The sequence below is a fragment of the Acrocarpospora catenulata genome (assembly GCF_018476525.1).
Lineage (GTDB): Bacteria > Actinomycetota > Actinomycetes > Streptosporangiales > Streptosporangiaceae > Acrocarpospora > Acrocarpospora catenulata.
Window position 1 is genome coordinate 229363 of record NZ_JAHCST010000010.1, and the last position, 23505, is coordinate 252867.

Sequence of the window (23505 nt, forward strand, 5' to 3'; positions counted from 1 at the left end):
CTGTATTCTGTTGTGGAAACACCAAGGGTGTGATTGCCACGCAATGGGGAGACGCAGTGCGGCCAGGAGAGGTGCTCTTCGACAGGTTCCGGATCAGCGCCAGTCTGAAGACAGGCGGCATGGCGCGGGTGTGGCTGGCCGAAGATTCGATCACCGGAGAGCAGGTGGCGGTCAAAGTGCTCGGGCGCGAGGACTGGTTCCCTTCGTACGACGCCGAGGACCGAAGCGTCCGTAGCGAGGCGCTCAAGCGCTTCGAGCGGGAGCGGCAGCTCCTGGAGAAGTTCCACGGCCCGGGCATCCCCCGCCTGCTGGACTACGGCTTCCACCGAGGTGATCCGTGCTTGGTCATGGAGCGCATCCAGGGAAAGAACCTGCGGGACTTCCTCTCGTTCCACCGGCCGCCGCTGGTCGCGACTGCCGCGATCGGTGTGCAGATCCTGGAGATCCTCGACAGGGTCCACAAGGCCGGCGTCGTGCATCGCGACCTGAAGCCGCAGAACGTGTTGCTCGCGGAGAACGGGGCCGTCTACATCATCGACTTCGGCATCGCCCTGCCCACCCATCCGCAGGCAACCCGCTACACCCGGCACGGTCACACGCCGGGCAGCACCGGTTATATGGCGCCGGAGATCATCCGAGGGGTCAAGAACCCGACCCCCGCTGCCGACATCTACGGCTTCGGCTGCATGTTGTACGAGTTCGTCACCGCGAAGCAGGTGTTCAGCGAGCTTTCCGACCGGAGCATTGAGGATCAGCACCGCAACGATCCTCCGCCGCGCCTGGACCCCGAGAAGCACTCCGTGCCCGCCGACCTGGCCGACCTGACCTGGTGGATGCTTCAGAAGGAGCCCGCGATCAGGCCTGCCCTGGCCGATGGGCTGGAGGTGTTGCGCCGCTACCTTCCCCGGCTTGGCGACCCTGCCCCCTCGCCCCGGCTGGACCCCGACCCCACCCTGATCTTCAGGGCAGTCCGCGACTCATCGTCTACGCCGGCACCACCGGCGCCCGCACAGCGGAGCCGTCCTTCCGTGCGGCGCCGCCCCATGCCGAGCCGCCGCGAGTTCGGCGACCTGCTCGACGCCGCCGATCAAGAGATGGAGGAGAAGGGGCCCGGTGCCCAGGCGGAGCGGGTCGCGACGCGGCTGAGGGAGGTGACCGAGGCATGGGGGCCGCGCGATCACCTTGTCCTACGGGCCCAGCTGGTTTGCGCGGACCGCGCCCGGCTCGAAGGGGACTGGCCCGGAGCCGGCGCGCTGTATCGCGCCGTGGAGCGCGTGGCCCGCGACATCGAGGACGTGCAGCTCTTCCTCGAGGCCCGCGTCGGCATCGCCGAGTGTCGGGTGCCGGAGGAGGACGACACGGCAGCAGCCTTCAGCGCCTGGAAGTCGGTGGTCGACGAGCTGCGCGGCATGCCGCAGCCGTATCCGCGCGTGCTTCGCCGCTGCCGCGACCTTGCCGCGGAGCTCAGTGAATGGGGCCACCGCGATGAAGTAGAGATGATCCTCAGCTTCTTTTGAGCCGTCCGGCGGCCAGCAACTCCGTCAGCGTCCGGCTCAGCGTCACGCCCACGTCGCCCAGATCCGCGATCACATGCTCGAAGCCCACCAGCCGTCGGTGGATGTCGCCATATCGACGCTGTTCGTCGATGGCGAGACGCGGCACCAAGAGGCGCCGCGCATCTATCCGGGATGCGGTCGTGGCGTGCGTGCCGGCTTGCCGGGCGTTGGAGTGGGCACGTAGGCACGCGGCCAGGAACCATGGGTCGAGACGTTCGGTGTCCGGCCGGAGCCGGTGGATGTGCGGGCCGAGAACCGTCGGGGCCTCAACGTCCACCCATGCGCTGAACTCGGCTGACGGGACGACCACCACCACGTCGTTGGAGGACGTCACGGTGATGGCCTTGTCCTGTTCGAGTTGCTCGACGTCTTCAGCGGTCATCCAGAGCTGGGGCGGCTGTCCCTCCCGGACATCCGCGAGCGTGAGCACCGGTACCCCGTCATCGGGCCGCTCACCCCGGCGCAGGCATCCCTCCGGAATCGCCTGCCCGGGAGTGAGCTGGAGCGCTCCGGCTTGCTCCAGGTCGGCGACCGAGGCGGGGAGAGCGTCCGCCGCTTCTCGTGCTATGTCAAGATCGCGGAGAGATCTTCCTAGATCATGAGCCGCCTGCAAGCTTGAGTCGAATTGCCGCCATGTTCGGCGAAGATTGACGATCGAGACCGACACGTCGGCCGGTACATGCCGGGCAGGGGTCAGGTCGGTCTCCTCGCCCAGCAAGTCCATGACCGGAATCTCGATGCTGTTCTGTGGCGCCCTGCCTCTCATCGCGCTGAGGGTCTGATCCCGGACGGCCTCCCAGTCCACCGTCTGGACTCGGACGGTCGGGGTGGTCCGGCAGTCGGCCGCATCCACCAAGAGGACCGAGGGAACCGTTGTCCGCTGAGCCGGCGGCCGCAGCACCCATAGGTGCAGGCCGACCCCGAAGGGTGGAGCCGCCCCGGGCGGCAGGGCTATGACGGCCCGGAGCGATCCGGCCCGGAGCATCGCAGCCCTGATGCGACGGCCCGCGCGGCGCGAGGCCACGGCAGGTGGCAGGAGCACCACTGCGACGCCGTCCTCAGCCAGTGAGGAGACGATGTGCTGGACCCAGGCGAGCTCGGACTCGGTCCGTGGAGGCAGGCCGAACAGCCATCTTTGATCAGTGGCCAGCTCCGCATGTCCCCAGTCACGCTCGTTGGTCGGCGGACTGCAGAGGATTACATCGGCGGATTGGAGATCGCTCCGCAAGGTGTCGGCCGTTCTGATGTCGATCTCGGGTGCCTCGATCGTCATCAATAGCCTTGACTCCGCCAACATGGCGAGAACAGGATCTCGTTCGTACCCGAGGAGACGGCGTGCGCTGTCCCACCGTTCCGCGCCGGCCAGCAGCAGGCCGCCGACACCACAGGCCGGGTCCAGAAATGTGGTGACTTTCCCGGGCTTGGCCTGCGCCGCCACCTCTGCCATGAGTGTGGCGAGTGGTGCCGGTGTCGTGGTGATCTGGCGGATATGTGTGCCAAGCCACCGGTCGAGCAGGTATTGAAAGGTTTCCCGGACGCCTTCGCGCTGGGAGAGATCGAGAGCCTGCTCTACCAGGGCCTCTTCGTCGGGCCGCAGCTTCCGCTGGGAGGTACCTCGCAGCCGGGTGCCGACTTCGGCGATGACGCGTCCCATATGATCGCGGTCGCCCAGTGCCTCATAAGCTGGCCAGAGGCGCTCCAGCGAACCGGTGGCGGACTTGAGCTTGTCGTGTTTACGCAGCCACTCCTCTATTTGCGTCAAAGAGAACTGCGGGCTGGAGTCCGTCCCGCTGATCGGGGAGGGAAAGGTATCGTGACGCCTCCGCCAGTTGCTGACGGCGGCCCTTCCGACCCCAGCGATTCGGGCGATCTCGGCGAGTGTCACCACGACAGGGCGCTCGCCCATGACTATCAAGCCCTTCCTGAAACCCGAGCCGCTCAGATCTCCATCGGGCCTGAGCAACTATGTTGACGCAGTTTTCATCATACCCTTCGGTCATGGAAGTAATCAGAAAGTGCATACATGTGTTCGAGATATGCGGGTGGATCTCTTGAACGATGAACGGCTGGGTGTGCCGCTCCACGACACGTAGAACGCCTCGCGCGCCCGCGTGCATGCGGCGAAGAGGACGCAGCGCTCCCGCAGCATGTCGCTGTCATGCTAGAGGCTGTAGGGCTCAAGAACTCGATTCACTTCCAGCGCGGGGCTGACATCACCGAGAACGGGCAGGTCAGGCATCGAATCTCACTATTGAGCCCCCGCGTCCGGCCGAGAGAGCGCAAGCCGTAGATCGCTCCACGTTGACAATGTCAATACACCCTACCTTGGGGGCCTTCAATCATCCGTGTACTGTTACATCCATGAACGCCGATTCCCGGCCCGCCGCCGACACGCTCGTCCCGGCTACCGAGATCGCGAGATTGGCCGGAGTGACGAGAGCCGCGGTCTCCAACTGGCGAAAGCGATACCCCGACTTCCCCGCCCCAGTTGGCGGTGGTCCACGTAACGCGCTCTTCGCTCTCCCCGAGGTGCGGGCGTGGCTCGATCGGCATCATCGGGGTGGCGATGTCTCCGTCGAAGTACAGCTCTGGCAGGCGCTACGCGGTGTGTACGGCGACGACATGATGCGCGGAATCGCCGATGTGACCGAGATGCTCTCCGGCGGAGCTGCTAACCGGCTGGACGCCAGGGTTGTAGCGATCGCGAAAGACCTGGCCGGGGAGAGTTCCCCTACGGAAGTCGTCGAGGCGCTAGTGGAAGGATTCGTCGATTCGGCGGGTCGGGTAGGTGCTGATCAGGTGACCTCCCCCCGCCTCGTCCGCGCGGTGCGACACTTCGCCGGCACGCCGAGTGGAACGATCTTTGATCCCGCCTGTGGCATCGGATCGTTGCTCCTGTCATTCGAAGGCACCCCAGACGTCACCCTGGCGGGACAGGAAATGGACGCATCGGCCGTCAGGCTGGCGGGCCGATCCGGCGCGACGATCAAAGAGGGCGACTCCCTGCGCGAGGACGGTTGGCCGGACCTTCGAGCTGAGCTGGTGGTCTGCGACCCGCCGGTAAACATGCCCGACTGGGGCCGGGACGACTTGCTGCTGGACGCCCGCTGGGAGTTCGGCGTTCCGCCCCGGGCCGAAAGCGAACTGACCTGGCTGCAGCACTGTTACGCGCATGTCGCTCCCGGCGGCCAAGCGATCGTCGTCATGCCCGCTTCAGCCGCCTACCGCAAAGCCGGACGCCGGATCCGCGCCGAACTCGTCCGACGGGGCATCCTTACCCAGGTCATCGGGTTGCCGCCGGGCATGGTGGCCTCTCATGCTCAGCCGGTACACCTATGGCTGCTAGCCCGCCCGGTCGCTACAGGCGCGGTTGGGTCCTCGGTTCGTATGGTCGACCTCACGGCATACGACCCTGAAGGTCCGTTCGACCTGCACCCGAAGCAGGTAGTGGACGTGCCGCTGATCGAACTCCTCGACGAAGCGGTGGACCTGACACCTGCGTACCATGTCGCGACCAGCCGCTCCGACCATCTCGTCGAATACCTGTCCGCACGAGAAGCCCTGTTGCGGCGGCTTGATGAGATGCGGGACCTGCTCCCATCATTGGGGTCCGGACCCGGATCCCTCGAGGGAGCCGCCGTTCGGATCGCGGACCTAGCCCGCGCGGGTCTTGTGGATATCAGCACTGGTGTGGCTGTCTCGACCAGCGACCAGCTCGACACCGACTACCTGAACGGGTTCGCGCGCAGCACCGCCAACACACGGCGCTCGACGAGCGGTAGCGGCGGCTTCCGCACCGACCTGCGCAGCTCGCGGATTCCACAGATGGGCATCGAGGATCAGCGCCGGTACGGCGAGGCCTTCCGCACCATCGATGCGTTCGAACAGGCCACCGTGGATCTCACGACTTTGATCGAGCGAGCCGTCACGCTGGCCCGGGAAGGTCTCACCGGTGGTGCCCTGCGCCCGGGGGAGTCCTCTGAGTGAGGAACGGACTGGCCGTGCCGCTCCACGACACGTGCAGCGCCTCGCGCGCCCGAGTGCACGCGACGAAGAGCACGCACCGCTCCCGTAGCATGTCGCTCTCGTGCTGAATCTGGTCCACCTCCTCCGGCGTGACCTCCTTGGTGAACGGGAAGGCTCGAGCGGTCACCCCGGCTACCGCGACACAGCGGAACTCCAACCCCTTCATCGCATGCATGCTCGCCAGCCGTACCCCGTCGGCATCAGAGCGGTCTTTCACCCGGACCGCAGTAATACCCGCGGCAGTCAGCCGGTCCGCGATCTTGTCCAACAGGACGTTGAACCGGGTGCACACTGCGATCTCGCTTGGCCATACCCCCTGCCCCAGCCACTGCTTCACCTGTACAACGACCGCTGAGACCTCGTCCTGCTCTGAGGGATAACCGACTGCGGACGGCCGCTTGCCATGCAGCAGAGAGCGGTAACCGGACAGGCTGTCGGTGCCGCAGCCGCTGATGTCCTCGATAACCGCACCTTCGAGGACACCGGTCGCCCAGGTGAGGATCTCCTCGGTGCTTCGATAGTTGATCCGCAGGCGGGTGCTACGGCCCGCCACGGAGATGCCGAGGGCACTCAGCGACACCCGCGAGTCGTAGATCCGCTGATGCGGATCGCCCGTGATAAACAGGTCGTCCGGCCCTTCAGCCACTGCTGCCCGCAGCACCCGCCACTGTGCCGGATGCAGGTCCTGCGCCTCATCGACGACGACATGGTCGAAACCGTGGATGGCAAGATCGGCTCCAGCGAGGAGTTCAGCCGCTCGCGCGCACACCTGTAGGTGCGTGGTGGCGCCCGCTTTCTGGAGTTCCGCGGTGAAGGTCTCCATTGCCTGCCAGACGCGCTCACGTTGGCGTGGCCCGAGGGGTGTTCCCCGGCCGCGCCGGTTGACCTGCTGGTACGCCTCCAGATCGCGGGTCCGTTGGGCCAGGACGACGTGCCGGAACTCCTGGGCCAGGAACTGCTCGGTCCAGGGCAGGGCCAGCAGGCGGCGTACCCTCCGCCAGATCTGCCGTTCGTCGGCGTCGCCCATCACCGCGGGAACCCGTCCGGCCAGGTCGCGCACCGTCCGGTGGGCGAAGGCGTCTACCGTGGTGACCTCCACTCGGGCGAGAAGCCGCTCATCGTCCAGGAGTTGAACGAGGTAGTCGCGCAGCATGCTGGCCAGGGCGTTGGTGTAGGTCGTCAGCAGCACCCGGCTGTCCGAAGACCGGGACAGCAGGTGCTTGACCCGGTGCAATGCCACCACCGTCTTACCTGTCCCAGGGCCGCCGGTGACCTGTACCGGGCCGTTATAGGAGACCCGGTAGGCGACCCGGCGCTGCGACGGGTGAAGGAACACCCGCCAGGCGGCGAACGGCTTGTCCAGGATGTCGGCGAGCTCATCCGGTCCAGTGATCAGGGTGATTCGGCTGGTCGTGTTGGCGATCGCCTGCGCCAGGCTCTCCGAAGGATCGTCGGGTGCGTCGGCCGGCCGCCGCTCAGCCACGATGTCCCGGTAAACTTCCTCTGGCGAGAAGCCCTCGGCCAGATACTGCAGGACCTCGAACTGGTCCTCGGGGAGCAGTGCGCCGAACGCCTCCAGCTGCTGCTTGTCGATAATCGTCCGTACGGCACGCAACACCTGGTCGTCGATGCCGAGGTCGCGCAGGACGGTGTTGGAGTGGGCGGCGAACAACAGGGCTGGCGCGTCGGCGGCGGCTCGCTCCAGCGCCGGGGTGAGCTGTTCGAGCGCGGCGACGTTCCGCACCTCCAGGGCACGTGTGGCGGTGTTCACCGTGTACAGGCGCTTCGCGGCCCAGGTGTAGGCGTCATCGTGCGGGACAACGTTCAGCAACAGGAAGGTGTCGCTGCCATCATCAGGGGCGAGCACGACACCGCGCCAGAAGTCGTTGATCCTGATGGTCCGCATCCGTGGATCGCGCGCCTTGTCCACCGACTCCAGGTGGAGGCCCTTATCGGCGTACAGCTCGGCGATCGTGAGCTGCTGGAACTTGGCCATGGCCTTGCGCACCCCGGCCTTGACGGGCTTGTCCAGGACGTCGTAGCTCTCCCAGAAGCTGTTGGCGAAGGCGAGCTGCGGCACGTCGGACCCCCAGTGCGAAGGTGATGAATGGCCAGGATAGAGCTGTGATCAGGTCAGGTACGCCCAGATCACAAGAGATGCGCGCTGTCCGCGATCAACGTGATCCCCGCGGCCTGTGTGGGTTGAGGATGGCGCTGCCGCCCGACCACTGCGCCCCGCAGACATGACACCGTACGTGCCACTCCTCCCATCCATCCCGGAACTCCAACCGCCCCTCCTGGCCACTGCCCGGACAAAGGTCAGGGTCCGGCGTTGGCTCGGAGTCCTCTTCGAGCTCGCGCATTAGCTGGTCCTGGAAGTCCCGCCACTCTTTGGAACCGTTACGCGGACGCGTTTCCCGAACCGGATGCTCCTCAGCGACCTGGCCGTCCTCCGCTTCCGCTTTGAGCTGTTCGGTCCGGTCGGCTCCTTCGGGCAACGAATTCTCCGGCGCATCCACGACCCAGGCCGCCGGGCGTTCGGGGTGCCGGGGGCCGTGGCCGGGAGGCGGAGTAAGAGTTGAGGTGTAGTTTTTGCCATCGATGAGTGGAGCGGACAGGCTGACGCCGCTCCGATCCATACGGTCGTATTCGGCAAGGACGAGGTCCTTGGTGCGGTAGGTGCCGTACTTGGCGATCTCGTTGTGCTTCAGGCCTCCGGTCTCGGTCTGGAAGGACTCCAGGATGTAGTCGACATCTTCCCTGGCGATGCCGTAGAGGTGGAAGAAGTACGCGTCCAGCTCCGCGCGGATCTGAGTTCGACGGTCCTCGTCCCACTGGAAGGGCCCTCCGGAGTCGCTGAGGTCACGAGCCAGCCCGGTCATGTCGTACGCGGTGTAGACCAGTTCGAGAACGCGGGGCGTAAGGAATTCGGTGTGCGATTCGAGCGCTGCCGGGGTGGGAACAGGGAGCTGCTTCCAGGTCATGAGCGCCATGTGAATCCCGCCGATCTTCTGACGGCTCACGAAGTCGAAGACCAGAGAACTCTGAGTCGCGATGAGTGCGGCGGCGAGCGGCGGTGTGACGCGCGGCAGCATGAGTGGAACGGTATGGCCGACTGCGGTGCGTGGAAGGAATGCTGGGATTGCCGTCCGCTCATCTGTAGATCGGGCCACATCGCGCCAGCCGATGAGCCAGGTGCAATCCCAGTCAACTTCCTCCAGTCGAAGGGCGACGCCGGGTATTTCGACTTCCTTGCTCTTCCGGACGGTTGAGACAAGGCCCCCATCTGCGACCCAATAGCGGGGATAGGGAACAACGGTGGGATCCTGTTTCTCCTTTAGTTCTAGACGACGGTGGTCCGAATCACCATTATTGAAATAGGAGTTCCAGCGATGATCGAATTGGTGGATCATCTTTCCTTCATAGAGGGGTAGCGTCTGCTCCTCACCTCGGATGAAGACATTGCCATGTAGCTCCCAGCCGTCGGCCTCCAGTTCCTCCCGGGTCCGGAACAGGTCGGAGTCATCGGTCATGTTGAAGTGGTTCTTGAAGACGATGCCCCATGGGTTGGCCCTTGTAGTCTCGTTCCACAGCACCGGGATCCGGCGGTGGATCGCCAGGGTGAGGTCGGCATCGCGCCGGGAACGGAAGATAGGCAGGGTCCCTGTATTGGGATTGATGAGGGTGATCTCTTCGGGGCTGAGAGCGAACGCCCGGCTGGAATCGTCCAGTTCGACGCTGTCCTCGAGGAAGAAGGCGAACTTCGCCGCCGGTTCGCGCAGCCCTCGGCCGGTCAGGGAGAGCAGGCAGAACTTGTAGCTCGAATGGACTCCGGGGAAAAGCTTCTTACGGTTTTCGAAGTCATACAGGGCCGCGATGGCGCCGCGGCTGGCGAGGCCGCTGAAGAGGTGCTGAGCTCCTGCCCCCGTCGCGATTGCCGTTGGAATGATGCAACCGACGCGCCCCTTGGGGGCAACGATGGCGGCGAACCTTTCGGTGAACAGTTGGTCGGTCTGGAGAGAGTTGACGCCCTTTACCGTCAGGCCCTTGCCGCACCGCGGGTATGCTCCTGAACTTCCGGCGAACAGAAACGTCGACTTTACCTTGCGGCGCTCGGCATAGTACCTCTCGCCCGCCTCTGGGTTCTCCCGCGCCCACTCGGCGATCCGGTTCCGGCGGTTCAACCCGGAGATCTCGGCAATGGACCGTTCGACCACGCTGAAATACTTCTTGTCCTCGAAGTCGACCTTGTCCCATGGCGGGTTGCCCAGGACGCAGGAGAAGCCACCTGCCCAGCCCGTCTCGGGGTCCACGCCGGGGCCAGTGTCCTCGGGAACGGTGAAGACGTCGGGGAACTCCAGGTGCCAGTGGAAGAATCGGTATTGGTCGCGGAGTCGGTCGATCTCTTGGAGGGTCCGCTCGGACGCGGCTGATGCGGTTGGGTCCTGGAGGGCGTGGAAGACCTCCTGGGTGATCGCGGGCGGTGCGTCCTTGGTCTTGTGCCACATGAACGCCGCGCACCAAGCGTCCGCGACGCGCTTGGTGTGAACGTAGTCAGCCGCGGCGGCCCACTCGCCGTAGGCGGCGGCCTGGCGCCGAACCTCGGTCAACAAGTCGGAGGGGGCGTCGGCGATTCTGCGCAGTCCAGCGGCGAACGCGGTGTTGGCCACCTTCGGCTCGGCGCCGAGGTCGAACAGCCCGACCTGCCCGGCGCGCTCCTGCTCGTTCTGCTTTTCCAGGAACCTGGCGTAGGCCTCGTCGTCACCTTCAACGGCCTTGAACGCCTTGTTGGGGATACCCTCGCGGATCAACGCGGGCGTTGCGCCGATGAGGCCGTTTCCGTGCTTGATGTGCGCGTCGAGGAAGCTGAGCGCTTTGCCCGGCTCCATCGCCTCAAGCCACAGTGACACCTTGGCCAGTTCGACAGCCATCGGGTTGAGGTCCACGCCGTATACGCAACGGGCGATCACTTCGTGCAGCGCGTGCCGTACCGCATGCACGGGAGGTTCGGGGTTGCCTTCGCGGACGGCCGCGACGCGCTTGGCGATCCGGCGGGCGGCGGCGACGAGGAAGTGGCCCGAGCCGCAGGCGGGGTCGCAGATCGTCAGCGAGAGCAACTCGGCGACGATGTGCTCAGCAGGGCTCGGGACACCCTCCGCGGCGGCGCGCTGTTCACCGCGCTTTTGTGCGTCGTCGATGACCGGGTCGAGGGAGGAGTCGAGCAAGGTCTCGATCAGGGAGCTAGGTGTGTAGTAGGAACCCGTCTTCTTTCTGTCGTTGCCCAGGCGGCGGTCGACCAGCTCGAATGTGGTGTCGACTGCACTGTGCTGGGGAACCAGCTCAAGGAGTGACTCGTAGATCGAGCCGAGCTCCTCCGCTCCCATGTTGCGGTAGTCGGCGCGCCGCCAGCGGGACGCGTCTTCGTCCCAGACCCGGTCGAGGTGGCGGACGGCTCCCAGGAGGTGTGAGTTGGCCAGCGACAGACCGTGGAGTGGGGCGTCGGCATCGGTTTCGTCGAAGATGCCGCCCAGGCCACGTAGACCAAGCGGTGGATACCCGTCTTCCTTGCCGAGAGCGTCCAAGATGATGCAGACAGCCCGGTACAGGTCACCATGGGAGGTGCCGCGGCGGCGGCTCGCGTGTCGGCGTAGCCGAGAGGAGGAGAAGTACTCCTTGAACCGCCGGCGGGTCTCCGCATCGGTTTCCGGCGGGTGGAGCAGGTCGCGGTCCTCGATCACGAACAGGAAGAGCAGCCGGTAGACCAGCCGGAGCAGCGCCGCGTGGAACGTGTGAACATCAATGGTCTTGCGCAGCTTGTCGTTGGCGGGGTGCCGAAGGAAGCCCGTGCCGAGTTCGGTGATGGCCTTCTGGACGCCTTCGCGGTAGGCCTCGAGCGCCCGAGCGCCGGATGCGATCGCCTCGGTCCGCCACTTCTCGAGCCAGCACGCCGACGGCGCTTCGCCTTCGTCGATGCGGAAGCGGGTCACGTGCAGCAGCCGATACAGCAGGACGAATTCGCTGAACAGCTCACCGTCGAAGATGGCCTCCAGATCGAATTCCACGTAGGAGGCCGTGGCCAGGGCGCTGGAGTCGCGCAGCAGGCGCAGGCGGCGCCCGTTGGTGAGGACGCCCCACAGCAGGGCTTCGGTCCGGTTCAGACACTCCTGGACCAGCGACTGTGGAGGAACGGTGCCCGTGCCGACAGGCCGTCTGTCCAGGTCGGCGTTCCAGGCGGCGAGGTGGACGGGGACGTGGTTCCATCGGTGGCTGATCGCGAAGGGTTTGCCGCCGTCGTCGTCGGCGATGCCCGCCGGGCCGACCGCAGGCAGTTCGCCGAAGCCCAGCTCGGCGAAGAGTGGTTCGAGCCACTGCGAGATCGCCAGGCCCGTCGGGTCGGCCGGGGTCACGGCCTCGGGGACGCGCGGCAGCTTGAGCCGCAGCTCAGCCCAGACCGACTTGAGGTAGTCCCAGTGGCGTTCGGCGTCGTCGCGGACCGAGCGGGAGCCGATCACCTTGTAGTCGGCGGGCCGTGAGCCTTTGACGTCCTTGCCCTCGGAGATGCGGGTCAGCATGTCGGCGGGCAGCAGGCCCCCGACGGTGTGGACGGCGGAGAAGACCTGGTTGCGGGCGACGGCGGACATCAGGCGTTCCCTCCGGCGGCAGAGTCCGAGACAGGCAGGTAGACGTAGGTGCCGAGGATGTCGGCGGGTTTGTGGGTGACGACGTCCAAGCCTCGGACGATCTCGCCGGAGGCGCTGCGGACCCGGCGGTGGGAGTCGAGCAGCTCGGCGCGCAGCCGCTCGCCGTACTCCTCCAGATGCCCGGCGGTAGCGGGCAGTCCGTCGAGGACGCGGGCCATGGTGCGCTCGCCGAAGACGCGGTCGATGTTGTCGTCGGCGGTCGCGTCCAGCAGCTTCAGCGCCTCCACGGGCGGCAGCCAGACGGCGTTCGCAGGGGAGCCTTGGAAGGCGAGCAGGCGGGCGTCCTCGGCGACGAGCTCGCGAGTGCCGGAGCGGGAGGGCAGCGTGAGGTGGAAGCGGTAGCGGACCAGTAGCAGTGTGGTGCGAGTGGCGACGGCCTTGGTGCTGATGACTCCGCAGCGGCTGGCCGGGCGTTCCCTGCCGGGCTGCTCATGCCGACCGTCCAGGGCGACGCCCAGGACGTAAGAGGCGAGAGCGCCCACCACCGGATCGGTGCGGACCAGGGCGGCCTCGCCACGGGCGACCGCAGGTTGCCTGCGGAACGGGACCGGCTGGCCCTTTTCCACGGCCTCGCCTCCGACCACGGGGGCCAGCGCGTCGCGCAGTCCGGCGGGAGTGCCGCTCACGTCCACCGTGAAGCCGCCGTCCGGCTCGTCGCGGACGATGCCGTCGAGGGAAGCCAGCGCCTGCCGTACGAAGGCGCGGACCTCACCGGACCGGCCCAGGGTGTCGCGAATCGCGGCGACCTCGCGGGCGACCTCTTGGGGGTGGATCGAGCGTTGGGCGAACCGGGAGCGGGAGGTTTTCTCGCGTTCGGCGGCGGAGTTCCACTCTGTCTCCAATTCGACCGCCTTGCCGCTGATCTCGTCGAAGCTGAACAGCGCCTCCTGCTGGCGGTTCTGCCCGCGCAGCAACAGCCACTCGACGATCGCGTCGGTCACCCGGGTGGAGGCGGCGTCCGGGACGGATACGGAGATCCCCAGGTCTTTTTGGATCTGGCGATGTTTCCTGATCAGGACCTCGAGAACCTTGCCGTCGATGCCGTTGTCTCCGCCGTAGAGAGTGACGACCTTGACGATGTCCTTCTTCTGGCCGTATCGGTCGACGCGCCCCTCGCGTTGGTCGTGCCGGGTGGGATTCCAGGCCAGGTCGTAGTGGACGACGGCGTCGAAATGGTGCTGGAGGTTGACGCCCTCCGACAGGCAGTCGGTGGCGATCAGAACGCGGCGGGCGCTCTCATCGTCACCGGCTTCCTCGGCCAGTTCCTCGATGCGCTGAATACGCTGCTGCGGGGACAGCGTGCCGGTGACAGCGCGGATCACAGTCCTTCTACCGAGCTTGCCCTCCAGATGCTCGGCTATGTATTCGGCGGTAGGGATGTAGCGGCAGAAGACGATCGGGTGGTAGCCGGTCTTCAGCAGGTCCTTCAGATGCTCGATCAAGGCCGCCAGCTTGCGGTCATCCGCCGTCCCTTCCAAGGCATGGGCACGATCGGCCAACTCCGCCAAGCGGGTGCCCGCGTCCTCGATCTCAGCGCCGGGGGCGACGTCGAGGCCTTCCATGACGTCGCTGTCGTAGGCGTCGCTGGTAAGTGGCGCGCCCAGGATGTCGGCTTCCTCGGCGGTTGCGGCGGCAGCGGCGGCTGAGCGGGTGCGCAGGGTTTGGGCGGCGGCGCGCGGTGAGGAGACCATCGAGCGCAGCAGTGCGATCGCCGACCACCAGGCGATCCGGGCCTCACGCTTACCGCGGTCGCCCGCGGCGCTTACACGTTCGCCCGCATATGCGATGGCGTCGTCGAGCAGGGCACGGTAGGCAGGAGAGAGCTTGTAGGTCTCGTCCTTGAAATAGCGGTCGGAGGGGAATGCGGTGGCCTCGGCCAGGCTGTTGTCGGCGAGGCCGTCGTTGACTGTGAGGAATTGGCGCACGTCCGCCCGCTTGCGTTGGACGAAGTGCTGGGCCAGGAGCCGGCGGTCCGCCTCTGAGTCGAGTTCGAGCTCGGCGAGCTCCGGCCGGACCAGGCCGAGGAGATTGCGGAAGGCGCTCTCCTTGCCGCTGTGCGGGGTGGCGGTCACCAGCAGGAGGTGGCGGTCGGCTGCGGGATCGGCGATGCGCTGGAGGAGCCCGTAGCGGAGCTGGTTCTGCCTGGAGGTGCTGTCGTCGGCGGCCACGCAGGTGTGGGCCTCGTCCACGATGACCAGGTCGGGGCAGTGCCTGACGAAGTCGTCGCGGTGACGGGTGGACTTGATGAAGTCCGTGGAGACGATCACGTTCGGATGCTTGTCGAACAGAGACTGCCCCAGGTCCAGGCCACGCTCCAGCTTGGAAACGGTCGAGGCCAAGACCAGCTCGGCGTCGATGCCGAACTTCGTGCGCAGTTCCTCCTGCCATTGCTCGGCCAGCGCGGGTGAGCACAGTACGGCGAGTTTTCGCGCGCTGCCCTGGGCCAGCAGTTCAGCGGCGATGAGGCCTGCCTCGACGGTCTTGCCGATGCCGACGTCGTCGGAGATCAGCATGCGGACGGTCCGTTGCCGAAGTGCCATCATCAGCGGGACGAGTTGGTAAGCGCGAGGCTCCACGGCGATTCCGGCCAGCGACCGGAACGGGCCGGCCCCGGAGCGGAAACCGACGCGCAGCGCCGTGCGGAGCAGTCCCGCGGCCAGCGAATCGCCCAGGTCGGCGGGTGAAGGTGGCGCGAATTCCGCGCTGTGGACCTCCTCGAACGCCGGGAAGACGGCGGCGATATCGTCGTCCGCGCCGCCCAGCGGGCGCAGCACGAGCATGTCGGGGGCGCTTTCGGGGAGCACCACCCACTCCCGGCCGCGAGCGGAGACCAGGGAGCCGGCCGTGTAGGTCATCAGACGTTTCCTCGTGTCGCGGTGCCGAAGTAGCGGCTGAACTGGGTGGCGATGGCGGACCAGTCGCCGTCGTACGGGAAGCGGACCACGTCCCAGCCTTGGTCGTACAGCCGTTCTTCGGCGTCGCGATCGCGCTCGGCGACGACCGCGTGGTCGTGGACTGGGCCGTCGACGAAGACCGCGACCTTGACACCGGGCAGTCGGTAGACGTAGTCGGGGCGAGCCAGCGCTTCGGTGACGAAGGTCTGCGCCTCATCCGGCAGCCGCAAACCCTGCTCCTTTAGCCAGGCGACGAGCCTACCCTCAAGAGCGGTGTCCGACTGCGCGGTCAATCGTGCCAACTGCTCGGTGCGGGTCTCTCCTCGGCCGGTGGCCAGAGCCGCGCCAGCGGCGAAGCGCAGCAGCGGTTCACGAACCGAGTGGCGGTCGATCGCGGCGTGGTTGTGCTGGTTGCCGTAGGTCAGCAGGCATTCGTAGCAGCCCAGCGCGCAAGGCCGATCGGGATGCGGGCCGAGCAGGTCGGTGCCGTCCGGGGCGAAGTGACAGATCAAGAGGGCCTCGGCGGCGGCTCGGGCCAGCGCGTCCGGCTCGGACTGCATCCGCCGGAGCACGCCCGCGCCGCCCTCGGCGGCCTCAGTGAACAGCATCCGATCGCGTGGACCCTCGTCCGGCGGCAGCAGTTCGCTGGTCAGCTCGGCGTCTTCCAGTTCGAAGGCGGCCTCGATGCCACGCTCCAGCGCATACATCAGCGACAGGGCCGCCGGTTTGTCCAGCGGTTCGTCGAGCTTCAGCACCAGGATGTTGCGGGTGTCTTGAACGTAAGGAATGACCCGCTTGCGGCGGCGCTTCTCGTTGCCCTCGCCGTCGATGACGGGCATCTCGCCGGAGTCGCCTGACGCCTCCCCGGCCTCCCGCTCGTTCATCCAGCGCCCGTCCGCGGGGTCGAGCCAGAAGCCATCCGGCTCGCCCTCCTTGGCCCGGATCCGGCCCATGTTGGAGATGCGGACGGTGGCCGAGTCGCCGAACGACAGGGTGGCGAATTGTCCGGCCGGGTCCGTGAGAACGGCGTCCCGGCGGCCGGGGCGCTTCCCGTGGTCATGGAAGCGGTAGGAGGTGACGAGGCGGAAGCCCGCGCGGCGCCGCTCCTCCTCATCGGAGGAGATCCGTTCGCGTCGCTTGGTGTAGACGGTGTGCAGCTGGAGCAGATTCGAGGTGATGTCGTTCAGCGGCTCGTCACACATCTGGCATCGATCGGCGCGCTCCTGCGCGTCGTGGTGGTAACCGCATGCCGCGCACCGCTTGGCGGTCGTGGTGACCACGTCGCCGGTGGCGTCCGGCGGCAGCTGAATGCGGGTGACCTGGTAACGGGCTCCCTCGTGGTAGATGAGTGCACCGGGCCCGAATTCGCGGATCGCCAGGAAGCGGGGCCGCTGCACGTAATCGCCGTTGCCGTGCCGCCGTCCGGTGGTGGGGATGTAGGCGGCCAGCGGCAACCGGGGGAAGGAGTAGCCGGGGAGGAAGCCCTCGCTGGCCAGGTAGCGGTAGGGGTTGAAGTCGCTCAGCAAGGAGCGGCTGTCGTCGCTCTCGTTCTTCAGCAGGTCGAGCTGGGTCTCGGCCTCCTTACGGCGGCCGACGGCGAGTTTCCGGTCCCGTTCGGTGAGCGTGTGATCCAGGACGCGCCGGTTCTGCTCGGCCTGGTCGACGAGGGCCGCCCGGAACAGGCCGCGCCACCGGTTCAGCGCCTGATCGAATTCCTCCGGAGCCTTGCGCACCGACTCCTCGATCCACTGTTCGTGCCACCAGGTGGTGTCGGCGAACTCGGCCAGCAATTCGCCGAAGACCTGCTGCGCCGCCGCGACCGCACTCCGCTGCGCCGCGGCATCCCGCAGCTTGGCGACGACGTCACTGTGCAACGGCAGCTCGGGGTCGGGGTAGCGGGCGTCCTCCTCGTAGCTGATGTCGATGATGTGCGGGATGGCGCTGCCCAGTTTCAGCTTCGATTCCGCCAGCCAGATGGCCTGCACGTGAGATCGGACCAGGTCTTCGTTGCACAGGTCGAGCTTCGGCGGGGCGACCACGCCCGCGACCATTCGGTCGGAGCGCCGGAAGTAGTACTGGTCGTGGCTGTTGCCGGTGGCGCAGTAGGTGGTGACCAAGGCGGGCTGCCCGGATCGGCCGGCCCGGCCGCTGCGCTGCGCGTAGTTGGCCGGGGTGGGCGGCACGTTGCGCATCATGACCGCGTTGAGTTCCGCGATGTCGACACCGAGTTCCATGGTCGGCGAGCAGTACAGCAGTTTCAGCTCGGCTTTCGCGAACGCCTTCTCACGCCGTTGCCGCTCCTCAGGGGGGACCTGAGCGGTGTGCTCACGGGCCACCAGTCCGGCCAGCGCGTCGGCGGTGTCGCGGTAGAGGTCGCGGAAGAACGCGTTGACGCGAGGGCCTTGCCCGCTGGCGTAGGTCCTGGTCAGCGGGTCATGGCCGGCGGTTTCTCCGGTGCCGGCCCGCCAGATCAGGCATGCCGCCGAGATCTGGTAACCCGTGACGGCAGGGCTGGACGGTCCCCGGAACCGGCCGGTGCGCTGCGGTGCCGCGGAGGTCTTGCTGAGCAGCCCGGCCTTGGTGAGCACCTCGAGCAGGTTGACGATGATCAGCTGAAGATCGTCGGTGGGCAGCTTGGGGAAATGAACCCGTTTGAGATACTTGCCGAACTTTCCGCGTCCGGAGAGGAACAGACCCGAGCGATCCATGCCGGGCCGCGACCCCTGCGGGTACGCGATCCCGACCTTGGGTTTGTCGCTCGACGACAGCACCCATGGGTCGACCAGTCGCTCCTCGCTGGCGCGCTGCAGGGTGTCGAAGTCGTCACGGAAGTACTGCACGTCGATGGCCAGGCCGCGGCGCATCTCGTCGAGCAGCGCCCGCATGATCTCCGCGCGGCGACCGGGTTCGGCATCGCGCAACACGATGTGGGCGTTGATCTCGGGATCGGACCAGCGTTCCTCCTGGCCGGCCAGCCAGTCCAGATCTTCGTAGTCGATCTTGAGGAGGCCGGTCTGCTCCAGGTTGGGCATGGTGACCCGCCATCCGCGCTCAAGGTCCATGTAGAGCCTGAAGGCGATGACATCCCGCAGAGTCTTGGCGGCGTTGCGGGTCAGCGACGGCGGCAGGTCTGCGACCCCGGTGTAGTCGGCCGGGGAAAGCCCCAGCGCGTCGGAAACGCGGGAAGCCAGCACCTCGTGATTGAGACCTTCCTCGCCCGCGTCGGAGACCGCCTGGTACAGCGCGCTGCGTAGCTGGGTGACCTGCGCGAAGTCGTTGAAATGCCCGGCCTGCAGCGAGGCGTCCTGCCGGTTGTCGACGAAGGTGAGGAGCTTACGGGCCTCCGCCTTCAGGGCCTCGGGCGGCGCCTCCTTCAGCGAACGGACGATGGAAGCCGACACGAGTGAGGTCGCCGACGAACGGCCCTCCTGGTCAAGCCGGGCCAGTTTGGCGAAGTCCTTCCCCCTGACCTGCTCGTAGCTGACTCCGCAGTGGAGGCAGAACAGGAACGGTGAGGGGATGAAGGCCACCATCAACTCGCCGCGGTCCTGCATGCCATACGGATCGACCCGGACGAGGCTCGGCACGCGGGACCGATAGGTGGAGCGGACAGTCTCGTTGCCCTGATCATCGCTCTCCAGCCAGGAGTCGGGCAAACGTCGCTCGGCAATCGCCTGCTCCATGTTGGGCGGCCAGGAACGGCTGGTGCTGACGTAGAGGTAACCGTCACCGGCGCGGCCGCCGGTGGCGGCGGTGTCGGGACGTGGGCCGTAGGTTGTGACCCCGTTCTTCTCCTCACGCCACACCGTCAGATACTCCTGGCCGCAGTCACGGCAGAAGGCCAGCGGCAACAGCAGCTTGCCGTCCGAGCCGGGTTGAACGCGCTGGTAGTCGCGAGTCAGGTAGCGGGACTGCTCGTCTTCCAGCGTCACGTAGACGGTGTCGCCCTTGGACAGGAACTGGTGCAGCCGGAAGGCGAACAGAGGCCGGTCGGTGACCGGGTGGCGGGCCTCCGAACCGGCCTTCAGCGTGTCGCGAATAGCCTCGCCGCAGCTCTGCTCGTCGAGTCCGCTGCTCGTGGCCAGTTCCCGGGCCGCTTCCTCGATCTTGGCGGGCTTCTGCCGAACAAGCCGTCCCGTCTCGTCCGGCACGAGACCGAAACGCGCCTCGATCCAGCGGGCCAGCGGATCAGACACCAGATCGGCGTACGCGCGCGGCGAGCGAGGCAGGCGGAGCCGCTCGGCCGGGACCACCGTCGGCGGCTCACCGGTAGCGCGTACCAGCGTCTCACCGATGACGTGTTCCGAGCGCACCTCGGTGCCGAAGAGGGTGGAGGCCACGCCGGCCACGGCTTCCCGCTGCCGCGCGAAGGTGCCTTCGCTGGACATGGTCGCCGAGGTGCCCACGCACTGGAGGTTCTCCGCCCGGCACGCCTCGCGGACACGGCGGATGAGCAACGCCACATCAGCGCCTTGACGGCCGCGGTAGGTGTGGAGCTCGTCGAAGACGAGGAACTCCAGGCCGGCCGCCATCTTGATGAGGGAGCGGCGCTCCTCCGGACGGGTGAGCATCAGCTCCAGCATCACGTAGTTGGTGAGCAGGATGTCCGGCGGGTTGTCGCGGATGACCTTGCGGTCATCATCGCTCTCCTGGCCGGTGTAGCGGGCGTAGGTGACCGGTTCGCGGCCCGCGCCGTAGCCGTCGGTGAGGTACTTCTTGAGCTCTTCGCGCTGACTGTTGGCCAGGGCGTTCATCGGATACACGATGATCGCGCGAACCCGCCTCGGAGCCCTCGGCCCCTCCTGCTCGCGGTCCTTGAGCACCTTGTCGACGATCGGCACGATGTAGGCGAGAGACTTACCCGAGCCGGTGCCGGTGGTGAGGACGTAGGACTCACCGGACTGAGCCGTCTTGACCGCCTCGAGCTGGTGCTGATGGAGAGTCAGCGGGCGGCCGTCACACACGGTGCCGTCCTTGGTCTTGCCCGCTTGGAAGATGCGCGCGCACTCCTCGTGCAGGATCCCGTCCTTGACCAGTTCCAGGACGGTACCGCCGGAAGCGAAGAAGGGGTTCAGCGACAGCCAGGGATCGGGCCACTGGGACTTGGCGTCTAAGTCGTCCTCGACGAAGCCCTTGATCCGGTCGTCACGGATGATCGTGCCACCCTCGGTGAAGGCCCGGTAGTCCTCGATGAGCTTGCGGTGCACGCCGAAGACGTCCATGCCGGACCCGACCGCGCGGAGCAGAGGGGCAGGGATGGCGGGCGGTTCTACAGGAGCGGACCCAAGGTGGCGCACCGGGTCGAAGTCGTCCCATCCAGAGAGGTCGACGCCACCGGTAGCGAGTGGCAGCAGCGCTTCGCGGACGATGACGGCGTCCTCGGGACGGTCAGCAGGCTCCTTTGCCAGCAACCGCTGAACGAGCCGGGCCAGATCGTCGGGGACCTCGGGGCGGATCAGCCGTACCGAGGGCGGTTCCTCGTCCATGTGCTTCTGGCCGAGCTCGATCGAGGACTCACTGTGGAACGGGGGGACACCGGTGAGCAGTTCGAACAACACGCACCCAAGGGCGTACAGGTCGGCTGCCTGAGTTACCGCCGAGGCGCGGAACTGCTCGGGGGCCATGTAGCGGGCCGTGCCAACCGTCATACCAGTGCTCGTGATCTTGTCTCCAGCCACGTCGCCGATGATCCGGCCCATGCCGAAATCAAGCACCTTGACCAGGCCGCCGCGCAGCAGCATCACATTGGATGGCTTGAGGTCGCGGTGGATGACGTCGGCGGCGTGCGCGGCGGCCAGGCCGTCGGCGATCTGCGCGCCGATCGCTGCGGCCCAGGAGATGGGGAGCTGGGGGTGTTCGGAGATGAGGTCGCGGAGGGACTCGCCGTCGAAGAGCTCCATCGCCAGGTATGGCAGGCCGGATGCGTCAATGCCGCCATCGATGGTGCGGGGAAGGTTACGGTGGCGCAGGCGGCCCATGATACGAACCTCGCGCTCGAACCTCTGGACCGTCTTGGTGTCTGTGGTGGCGTCGAAGCCCAGGCCGGAGCGGCTGCGCAGAATCAGCTTCACCGCGACGATGCGGTCGTCGGCGCCCTCTTGCTTCTGCTGGTCCTCGGCACGGTGAACCTCGCCCATGTTGCCCTTGCCTATGGCTCCCAGTAGACGGAACCGGTTCGCCACCATGTCCAGGTTCACAACCACTCCTCGGTCCCCATACTGCATGCCAGTTGAGCCGTGTCCAGCCTGAGAGTACACGGTAAACGATAATCCGACATATATTCCATGTTGACAATGTCAACACATATCCGAGTAAGGTGCTCACTGTTGCCGACTCGCGCTCATGGGCCAAGGGCGCTGTCGGTCGCTCCCGCTGGCTCGGTTTCAAAGGTGATCGCCTTGTGACCCGACCGCCGGGATCTTGGATCCTTTCCGTTGCGCAACGAACCAGTCGAGTGCTGCGACGATGACGTCGAACACGGGTTCGTTGTCGAGCTGGGTGACTTTGATAGACGGGTACAGCTCCAGCTTGGCGACGTGCCGCTATCAGGCCGCCGCCGACCCCGTCTGGAACAACGACTACTGGCGCTGGCGGCCCAAGGTCGAACGCGCTGTGGCCTGGTGGGTCGCCCGCAGCAACCGCCGCCTGCCCTACCGCGGCACCCAAGCCAACGACCGCTGGCTCCACCACCGCGCCGCCGCTCTCAACCTTCGCCGCCTGGTCAACGTGAGACTCACCTACATCAACAACACCTGGACCCTCACGACGACCGCCTATAGCCAGCCGACGGGACAACTCAATGCCGACCCGCCCACCAAGATCTTCGGGATACTCCTAGTAGGACTTTGTTAGTTTGAGATCTTGTGTGGGATGATCTCTGGGTGACTCCGGCTGAGCTGGCTGATGTTCGAGGCCGTCTTGAGGACTTCGCGGGTGAGGTGTTCGCCTCCTTTTCGCGCCGGGAGCAGCGGGCCAACGGCGGGTTGTACATGCGTGGGCTGATGCTGGACGGGCGGCGTAAGTCGATGGTGCCGATGGCCGAGCGGCTGGGGGTGGATCACCAACGGTTGCAGCAGTTCATCACCTCCTCGACCTGGGACTTCGCGGGGGTTCGACGGCGTCTGGCGCAGCGCGCGATCGGCGTGGTGGCACCGCGGGCGTGGGTACTGGACGACACCGGGCATGTCAAGGACGGCAATGCCTCCCCCGGGGTGGCCCGGCAGTACACCGGGACCGCGGGCAAGGTGACCAACTGTCAGATCGCGGTCAGCGTGCACGCTGTCACCGATACCTGCTCCGCAGCACTGAACTGGCGGCTGTTCCTGCCCGAACAATGGGACGACACGCTGGTCGGCGACGAAGCCGGGGCAGAAGCGATCGCCGAGCGGCTCGGATACCCACACAAAAACCTCTATCGTTGCTGGAACGGATTCTGAAGACGAGTAGCAATCAGGGGGATCTCGTTCTCGATCCCTTCTGCGGATGCGGTACAACCGTTGATGCCGCGCAGAAACTCCGCCGTCGGTGGATAGGAATCGATGTCACAACCCTCGCCATCGATCTCATAGATGCCCGGCTGCGTCACACATACGGCGAATGGATTACGGCAGGCTATGATATAAAGGGTATTCCCGAAGATATTTCCGGAGCCCGCACCTTGTTCAACCGATCCCCATTCGAATTCGAGCGCTGGTGCGTGATGATGGTGGGTGGCCAGCCCAACGATAGGCAAGTCGGTGACAAAGGCGTCGATGGGGTTATTCGAATCCCCACTGGCTCTCGTGGCGCATCGGACCGAGTCCTGGTCTCGGTCAACGGAGGAGCTACCAATCCCGGGCATGTCCGGGACCTTCTCGGCGCTGTGACCTCCCAGCGTGCAGCAATGGGCGTATTCATCACGATGCGAGATCCCTTAAGGGGAATGATTGAAGCTGCCCAGCATTCCGGTGTACACCTGGCCTATGAATGGCTGTCAACGGACATGCCGTTGTGGCTCTGGCACAAATTCCGTGATCAAATTTGCGTGATCATGATCCATGCTCACTGCGGATCTTCTTGCGACGATGTTCCCCCATCTGGAGGGTCTGCACATCAAGCGCGTGACAGGACAGGGAGCCACGGTCCGTCTGGAGGTCGAGACAGACAGCCGAACCGCACGCTGCCCGGCCTGCGCGACGATGTCGCAACGCGTGCACAGCTGTTACCAGCGGCGATTAATCGATACGGCGATCGGTGGGCGAGAGACGGTCATCCACCTGCGAGTACGCCGGTTCGTCTGCGACACCATGTCGTGCGCGAAGAAGACCTTCGCCGAACAGATCGACGGGC

The 23505-nt window shown here is 66.2% G+C and carries 9 protein-coding genes and 2 pseudogenes; 6 read left to right on the forward strand and 5 right to left on the reverse strand.

Annotated elements, in window-relative coordinates; translation table 11 throughout:
- Positions 1-71 precede the first annotated feature (71 nt).
- On the forward strand, positions 72-1517 hold the full coding sequence (locus tag KIP79_RS13335) for a serine/threonine-protein kinase (protein ID WP_214105072.1): 1446 nt from the start codon (positions 72-74) through the stop codon (positions 1515-1517).
- Here KIP79_RS13335 and KIP79_RS13340 read toward each other — a convergent pair.
- The gene (locus KIP79_RS13340; protein ID WP_214105073.1) at positions 1504-3462 is read right to left on the reverse strand and encodes an N-6 DNA methylase; all 1959 of its coding nucleotides are present in this window, start codon (positions 3460-3462) and stop codon (positions 1504-1506) included. The two genes, KIP79_RS13335 and KIP79_RS13340, sit on opposite strands and share 14 nt — an antisense overlap.
- A 455-nt stretch (positions 3463-3917) precedes the next feature.
- On the opposite strand from KIP79_RS13340, the gene KIP79_RS13345 reads away from it, so the two are divergent.
- On the forward strand, positions 3918-5543 hold the full coding sequence (locus tag KIP79_RS13345; protein ID WP_214105074.1) for an N-6 DNA methylase: 1626 nt from the start codon (positions 3918-3920) through the stop codon (positions 5541-5543).
- On the opposite strand, the gene KIP79_RS13350 is transcribed toward KIP79_RS13345, so the two are convergent.
- The 4 genes from KIP79_RS13350 to KIP79_RS13365 all read right to left on the reverse strand — a co-directional run bounded on the left by KIP79_RS13350 (position 5503) and on the right by KIP79_RS13365 (position 21374).
- The gene (locus KIP79_RS13350; protein ID WP_214105075.1) at positions 5503-7662 is read right to left on the reverse strand and encodes a UvrD-helicase domain-containing protein; all 2160 of its coding nucleotides are present in this window, start codon (positions 7660-7662) and stop codon (positions 5503-5505) included. The genes KIP79_RS13345 and KIP79_RS13350 overlap by 41 nt on opposite strands.
- Before the next feature lie 94 nt (positions 7663-7756).
- Positions 7757-12223, reverse strand: coding sequence for an Eco57I restriction-modification methylase domain-containing protein (locus KIP79_RS13355; RefSeq protein ID WP_214105076.1), 4467 nt, complete (start codon positions 12221-12223; stop codon positions 7757-7759).
- Positions 12223-15138, reverse strand: coding sequence for a DEAD/DEAH box helicase (locus KIP79_RS13360; RefSeq protein WP_214105077.1), 2916 nt, complete (start codon positions 15136-15138; stop codon positions 12223-12225). Before KIP79_RS13360 ends, KIP79_RS13355 begins: the two co-directional genes overlap by 1 nt.
- On the reverse strand, positions 15138-21374 hold the full coding sequence (locus tag KIP79_RS13365) for a protein kinase domain-containing protein (RefSeq protein ID WP_308169706.1): 6237 nt from the start codon (positions 21372-21374) through the stop codon (positions 15138-15140). The genes KIP79_RS13360 and KIP79_RS13365 overlap by 1 nt, the downstream gene beginning before the upstream one ends.
- Before the next feature lie 331 nt (positions 21375-21705).
- Between KIP79_RS13365 and KIP79_RS13370 the strand changes: the two genes are divergently transcribed.
- The 4 genes and pseudogenes from KIP79_RS13370 to KIP79_RS13390 form a co-directional block, all read left to right on the forward strand.
- Positions 21706-22029 (forward strand): transposase, encoded by a 324-nt coding sequence (locus tag KIP79_RS13370; RefSeq protein ID WP_214105078.1) that lies wholly within the window; start codon positions 21706-21708, stop codon positions 22027-22029.
- A gap of 29 nt (positions 22030-22058) precedes the next feature.
- A pseudogene (locus tag KIP79_RS13375) lies at positions 22059-22565 on the forward strand (IS701 family transposase); the annotation flags it as partial.
- A pseudogene (locus KIP79_RS50050) lies at positions 22511-23074 on the forward strand (DNA methyltransferase); the annotation flags it as partial. The pseudogenes KIP79_RS13375 and KIP79_RS50050, both read left to right, overlap by 55 nt.
- Before the next feature lie 166 nt (positions 23075-23240).
- Positions 23241-23505, forward strand: a 265-nt coding sequence (locus KIP79_RS13390; RefSeq protein ID WP_214105080.1) for a transposase family protein, incomplete at its 3' end; no start/stop codon positions are given.